Annotated in this window: 1 protein-coding gene; it reads left to right on the forward strand. The window is 68.1% G+C overall.

The features are described from left to right. Positions 1-351, forward strand: a 351-nt coding sequence (locus CCN37_RS24685) for a cytochrome P450 (RefSeq protein ID WP_371504926.1), incomplete at both ends; no start/stop codon positions are given.

A 351-nucleotide genomic window follows, 5' to 3' on the forward strand; every position in this document is an offset into this window, starting at 1 on the left:
ATCCCGGCACCGACGTGATGAGCAACCTGATGCGCCAGGACGTGGGGATCGAGGAGTTCGAGAACCTGTTCTGGCTGTTCTCCGTCGCGGGCAACGAAACGCTGCGCAACGGCATCCCCGGCGGCCTGCTCGCGCTGATGAGCCACCCCGACCAGCTCCGCGCGCTGCTGGCCGACCGGTCGCTGCTGCCGGACGCCGTGGAGGAGATGCTGCGCTGGTGGACGCCGGTGATGCACTTCCGCCGCACGGCCGCCGAGGACGTGACACTGTCCACTGTGGACATCAAGCGCGGTGACAAGGTCGTGGTGTGGTTCTCCTCGGCCAACCGCGATCCCGCCGTGTTCGCCGAGC

Source organism: Allokutzneria sp. NRRL B-24872 (genome assembly GCF_002155965.1).
Taxonomy (GTDB): domain Bacteria; phylum Actinomycetota; class Actinomycetes; order Mycobacteriales; family Pseudonocardiaceae; genus Allokutzneria.